This window comes from Streptomyces sp. WAC06614 (genome assembly GCF_003949795.1).
GTDB lineage: Bacteria > Actinomycetota > Actinomycetes > Streptomycetales > Streptomycetaceae > Streptomyces.
Genome location: NZ_RPRY01000404.1, coordinates 1 through 5,407 on the forward strand (window position 1 = coordinate 1; position 5,407 = coordinate 5,407).

The 5,407-nt window shown below is 73.2% G+C and carries 4 protein-coding genes and 1 pseudogene; all 5 read right to left on the reverse strand.

Going from position 1 to position 5,407, the window contains the following annotated elements; all coding sequences use genetic code 11:
• Window positions 1-1,318: YceI family protein (locus tag EF918_RS31775; protein ID WP_148141297.1), on the reverse strand; the 1,318-nt coding region annotated here is incomplete at its 3' end.
• A 71-nt stretch (window positions 1,319-1,389) separates the two neighbouring features.
• On the reverse strand, window positions 1,390-3,021 hold the full coding sequence (gene cimA, locus EF918_RS31780; protein ID WP_125652382.1) for a citramalate synthase: 1,632 nt from the start codon (window positions 3,019-3,021) through the stop codon (window positions 1,390-1,392).
• A gap of 282 nt (window positions 3,022-3,303) precedes the next feature.
• Window positions 3,304-3,906: a TetR/AcrR family transcriptional regulator gene (locus tag EF918_RS31785; protein WP_125652384.1), complete on the reverse strand. Its 603-nt coding sequence runs from the start codon at window positions 3,904-3,906 to the stop codon at window positions 3,304-3,306.
• Window positions 3,907-3,940: 34 nt separating this feature from the next.
• The gene (locus EF918_RS31790; protein ID WP_125652383.1) at window positions 3,941-4,987 is read right to left on the reverse strand and encodes an agmatine/peptidylarginine deiminase; all 1,047 of its coding nucleotides are present in this window, start codon (window positions 4,985-4,987) and stop codon (window positions 3,941-3,943) included.
• A 19-nt stretch (window positions 4,988-5,006) separates the two neighbouring features.
• Window positions 5,007-5,407 (reverse strand): annotated as a pseudogene (locus EF918_RS31795) (urease subunit alpha); the annotation flags it as partial.

Consider the following 5,407-nt stretch of genomic DNA (forward strand, 5'->3'; position numbering starts at 1 on the left):
CCTTGTCGCTGACCATGACTCCGCCGGCCTCCAGCGCGGCGTTCCAGGTCAGGCCCCAGTCGGAGCGCAGGATCTCGGCGCCGCCCTCGAAGCCGCCCGCGTCGTAGCCGCCCCAGTCGGAGGCGTAGGCCGGGCTCGACATCATCGAGCCGAGCACCGTGCCCACCAGCAGGCCGGGCAGGATGCCGCCGCCGAAGTAGCCGCCGGCCCACGGACCGTACGCCGGGCCGGCGTCGTAGTACGGGCGCGGCCCGCGCTCGGTGTCGACCGTGCGGACCGCCGGGTCCCGGCCCTCGCGCAGCCGGACCGCGTCCGCCGCGCACACCGGGACCGTGCGCGCCGACCCGCCCACCGGCGCCCAGGTGGCGTCCTCGGTGCTCGGGCCGTGCCGGGGGTCGAAGAAGCAGGGCGCCCGCCGCTCGGGCAGCGGCCTGCCCTCGCGGCGCGCGGCGAGCACCGCGAGCGAGAACCGGCCGTCCTCCAGTGCCTGGGTGACGCCCTTGACCTCCTCCGGGTGCTGCACGCCGCCCATGATCTGCTTGGCCCTGTCGTACGAGTCCAGGGCCCGCTCGTAGTCCTGGCGCATGGCGTCGTCGGCACCGCGCTCACCGGGGTGGAAGTCCAGCCGCTCCAGCTCCTCGCCGAAGGCCGTGATGTCCTCGTCCACCACCACGCGCAGCCTCTCCACGGCCTCCCGCTCGGCGGCCTCCTTCTTCCTGCGGTTGTTGCGGACCAGGGCGTACGCGCCGCCACCGCCCAGCAGGGCCACCGCGCCCAGCCCCACCAGCGCGCCGACCGGCGCCCCGCTGTCGGCGGAGCCGCCGCCCCAGGACGCCGGGGCCCGGCCCCTGGCCTGGGTGAGGGCCTGGTCGACGAAGTTGTTCAGCTGGGTGGCCGCGTCCACGGGGCCGCCGGCCTTGACCGCGTCGGTGAGGTTGCGGACGGCGTCGGGCCGCATCACGGTCCGGTCGGCCCCGGCGTCGAAGCCGTCGCCGAGCCGGATCGCGTAGAGGCCGGTGATCCCGGTCTCGGTGCGGACGGTGCGCAGCAGGCTGTCGGCCGGGAACTCCGGGGAGTTGGGCAGCACCGCCACGAACACCGGCTTCCCGGCGTCCTTGATCTTCTTCGCCAGCGCGTCCGCCTGGTCCTTCGGCAGCTGGGCCGCGGCGCGCGGGTCGACGTAGACGGGTCCCTCCTTGAGGGCCTCCGCCACGGCGGCGGGACCGGTGGCCGCGGACGCCTGCGGGGCGGCCGCCAGGGCGGTCGCCGACAGGGCCAGCAGCAGACCGGACAGTACGGAGATCAGCCTGGTCCTCATGCCTACGACGCTACCCGAACCGGACGTCAGCTGTGTGAAGGGGACATAAGGGACCCGTTCGGCCGCACGCGCTACTCCGCCGGGGTCACGCCCGCGTGCAGCAGGCCGTACGTGTAGGCGTCGACGAGGGCCTGCCAGGAGGCCGAGATCACGTTCGGGGCGACCCCGACGGTGTTCCACTCGCGCTCGCCGTCGGTGGTGCTGATCAGGACCCGGGTCGTGGACTCGGTACCGTGCTTGCCCTCCAGGATGCGGACCTTGTAGTCCACCAGCTCGAACTTGGCGAGCTGCGGGTAGAACCGCTCCAGGGCCACGCGCAGGGCCCGGTCCAGGGCGTTGACCGGGCCGTTGCCCTCGGCCGTGGCCACGATCCGCTCGCCCTTGGCCCACAGCTTCACGGTGGCCTCGTTGGCATGGGTGCCGTCGGGGCGGTCCTCGGCGATGGCCCGCCAGGACTCCGTACGGAAGTAGCGGCGGGCCCGGCCCTCCACCTCGGCGCGCAGCAGCAGCTCGAACGAGGCGTCCGCGGCCTCGTACGTGTAGCCGGCGAGCTCGCGCTCCTTGACCCGCTCGACCACCCGAGACACCAGCGCCCGGTCGCCGCCGAGGTCGACGCCCAGTTCCCTGCCCTTGAGCTCGATCGAGGCGCGCCCGGCCATGTCGGAGACCAGCATCCGCATGGTGTTGCCGACCCGCTCGGGGTCGATGTGCTGGTACAGGTCGGGGTCGACCTTGATCGCCGAGGCGTGCAGACCGGCCTTGTGCGCGAAGGCGGAGACGCCGACGTAGGGCTGGTGGGTGGAGGGGGTGAGGTTGACGACCTCGGCGATGGCGTGCGAGATCCGGGTCATCTCGGCCAGCGCGCCCTCGGGGAGCACGGTGCGCCCGTACTTGATCTCCAGGGCGGCGACCACGGGGAAGAGGTTGGCGTTGCCGACCCGCTCGCCGTAGCCGTTGGCGGTGCACTGGACGTGGGTGGCGCCCGCGTCGACGGCGGCCAGGGTGTTGGCGACGGCGCAGCCGGTGTCGTCCTGGGCGTGGATGCCCAGGCGGGCGCCGGTGTCCGCGAGGACGGTGGCGACCACGGCGGCGATCTGGGCGGGGAGCATGCCGCCGTTGGTGTCGCAGAGGACGACCACGTCCGCGCCCGCCTCGTGCGCGGTGCGCACGACGGCCTTGGCGTAGTCGGCGTTCGCCCGGTACCCGTCGAAGAAGTGCTCGCAGTCCACGAACACCCGCCGGCCCTGGGCGCGCAGGTAGGAGACGGTGTCGCGGACCATCTCCAGGTTCTCGTCGAGGGTGGTGCGCAGGGCCAGCTCGACGTGCCGGTCGTGGGACTTGGCCACCAGGGTGATCACCGGGGCGCCGGACTCCAGCAGGGCCCGGACCTGCGGGTCCTCGGCGGCCTTGCCGCCGGCCCGGCGGGTCGCGCCGAAGGCGACGAGCTGGGCGTGCCGGAAGCGGATCTCCTTGGAGGCCCGGGCGAAGAACTCGGTGTCGCGGGGGTTGGCCCCCGGCCAGCCGCCCTCGATGAAGCCCACGCCGAAGTCGTCCAGGTGGCGCGCGATGGTCAGCTTGTCCGCGACCGTGAGGTTGATCCCCTCGCGCTGGGCCCCGTCGCGCAGCGTCGTGTCGAACACGTGGAAGCTGTCGTCGAGGCCGGCGGCCGGGGAGAGGGCCTCGGTCGGCGCTGCTGGCGTCATGGTGATCTGACTCCTGTCGGATGAGTGGCTCCGGGTGCCCGGGATCCACCTGCCCCCATCATCGCGCGCCGCCGCCGCCCGGCAGGTCGTGGCCGGGAAACGAAAAGACCCCTCGCGGGTGCGAGAGGTCTGCGCGCGGGTCTGGGGCACGGTGGCCGCCGCCGCGAAGTTCTTCCACGGTTTCAGCGGCCACTGCGGACCGGCGCGCTGCTGGCCATAATCATGGTCTGAGCAAGCACGGTCGCAGTGTGTCACACCTTGCCAAGGCGCGTCGGACCTGTCTCACGATGCGAGCGCCTCGTCCAGGAACTCCATCGCGTGCGCCAGGATGTCCGCCCGCTCGATGCCGGGCAGCCCCACGGCGAGCTGGATGCTGAAGCCGTCGAGCAGTGCCCGGGTCCGGGCGGCGAACCGGTCGGCGTCCACCGGCCGGAACTCCCCGCGCGAGATCCCCTCGGCGAGGAGCGCGACGAGGTCGCGGTGCCAGGCCCCCTCGATGGCGGCCTGGCGGTCCCGCTCGTCGGGTCCGGCGTTCTGCGACCGGTTCCAGACCTCCAGCCACAGCGTCCAGTGCGGGTCCCGCGCGACCTCGGGCACGTACAGGTCGACGTAGGACCGCAGCCGGTCGCGTACCGGGCCGCGCCGGGCGAGCAGGGCCCGGCGCTGGTCACCGAGGGCGGCCTCGCTCCACTCCAGGGTCTGCAGCAGGAGCTCGTCCTTGCTGCGGAAGTAGTAGAGGAGGTGGCCGCTGCTCATGCCGACCTGCCGGCCGAGGCCGGCCATGGTCAGCCCTTCGAGGCCGCGCTCGGCGATCGTGGCCATGGCGGCGGCGAGGACGTCCTCACGCGGCGGCGCATTCTTCCGCGCGCGTACTCCACCCGCCACCATGGGCCACTCCTCGACGTCCGGGCCGGGCCCTTCAGACCTTCGGCTGCTGCTGGGTGATGCAGTGGATACCGCCACCCCCGGCGAAAATCGTACGTGCGTCGACCAGGGTGACGGTCCGCTCGGGGAAGAGACCGCGGAAGATCTCGGCCGCCTCCTCGTCCCGCGGGTCGTCGAACGCGCACAGCACGACACCGTCGTTGCACAGGTAGTGGTTGATGTAGGAGTAGTCCACCCACTCCCCGTCCTCCTCCAGCACGGTCGGCGCCGGGATCTCCACCACCTCGAGCTGCCGGCCCCGGGCGTCGGTGGACGCGCGCAGGATCGCGGCGATGGTCTTGCAGCGCTCGTGGTCCGGGTGGGCCGGGTCGGGCTGGGTGTGCACCATCACCACGCCGGGGCGGGCGAAGGCGGCCACGATGTCCACGTGGCCCTGGGTGCCGTAGGTGCCGTAGTCGCCGGCCAGGCCGTACGGGAGCCAGATCGCCTTGGTGGTGCCGAGGTGGGCGTGGACCTCGGCCTCGACCTGCTGGCGGGTCCAGCCGGGGTTGCGGCCCTCGCCGAGCTGCACGGTGTCGGTGAGCAGCACGGTGCCCTCGCCGTCCACGTGGATGGCGCCGCCCTCGTTGACCAGCGGGGTGGAGTACGTCCGGGTGCCGACCAGGTCGGAGATGTGCCGGGCGATCTTGGAGTCGTGGTCCCAGCGGGCCCACTCCTGGGCGCCCCAGCCGTTGAAGGTCCAGTCGACCGCGGCCAGCCCGCCCTGTCCGTCGGTCACGAAGGTGGGGCCGATGTCGCGCATCCAGGCGTCGTCCAGCTCCTGCTCGACCAGGTCGATCGGGTGCCGGTCACCGGCGCCGACCACGGCGCGGGCGCCCTCGGCGTCGCCGGGGGACACCACCAGGGTCACCGGCTCGTACGCGCTGACGGCGCGGGCGACGGCGCCCCAGGCGCCGCGGGCCTCGGCGAGTTCCTCGGCGTCGGTGAAGGTCGGGTTGGGGCTCGGCCAGGCCATCCAGGTGCGCTCGTGGGGGACCCACTCCGGGGGCATGCGGTAACCGGCGTCGACGGGCTTGTTCATGGCAGGTGGTCCTTGGTCTCTACAGGAAGTACAGGCGGTTGAGGGCGATGGAGTCGGCGGCTTCGGAGCGCAGCGGGTCCCCGTCGAGGGTGACCAGCCCGCTGCGCGCGTCGACGTCGACCGCGCCCACCCGGGAGTTGAGGAGCATGTCCGCCGGTCCGATGCCGCGGGTGCCGCGGACGGCGACCCGGCGCCGGCGGGTGGGCATGGCGTCGGATCCGAGGGCCGCGGCGGCGGCCGAGACGAAGGCCACCGAGATGTCCGCGGGGGTGGCGCCGTACGAGCCGAACTGCGGTCCGAGGACGAGGGGTTCGCAGGTGTCGGTGGCGGCGTTGGGGTCGCCGGTGACCCCGTACGCGGGAAAGCCCGACTTCAGCACGAGCTGGGGCTTGGCGCCGAAGAACTGCGGGCGCCAGAGCA

What these genes read in the sequence shown, in the direction of transcription:
- cimA (WP_125652382.1), bottom strand. Translation starts at nt 3,021, where the DNA reads ATGACGCCAGCAGCGCCGACCGAGGCCCTCTCCCCGGCCGCCGGCCTC.
- EF918_RS31790 (WP_125652383.1), bottom strand. Translation starts at nt 4,987, where the DNA reads ATGAACAAGCCCGTCGACGCCGGTTACCGCATGCCCCCGGAGTGGGTC.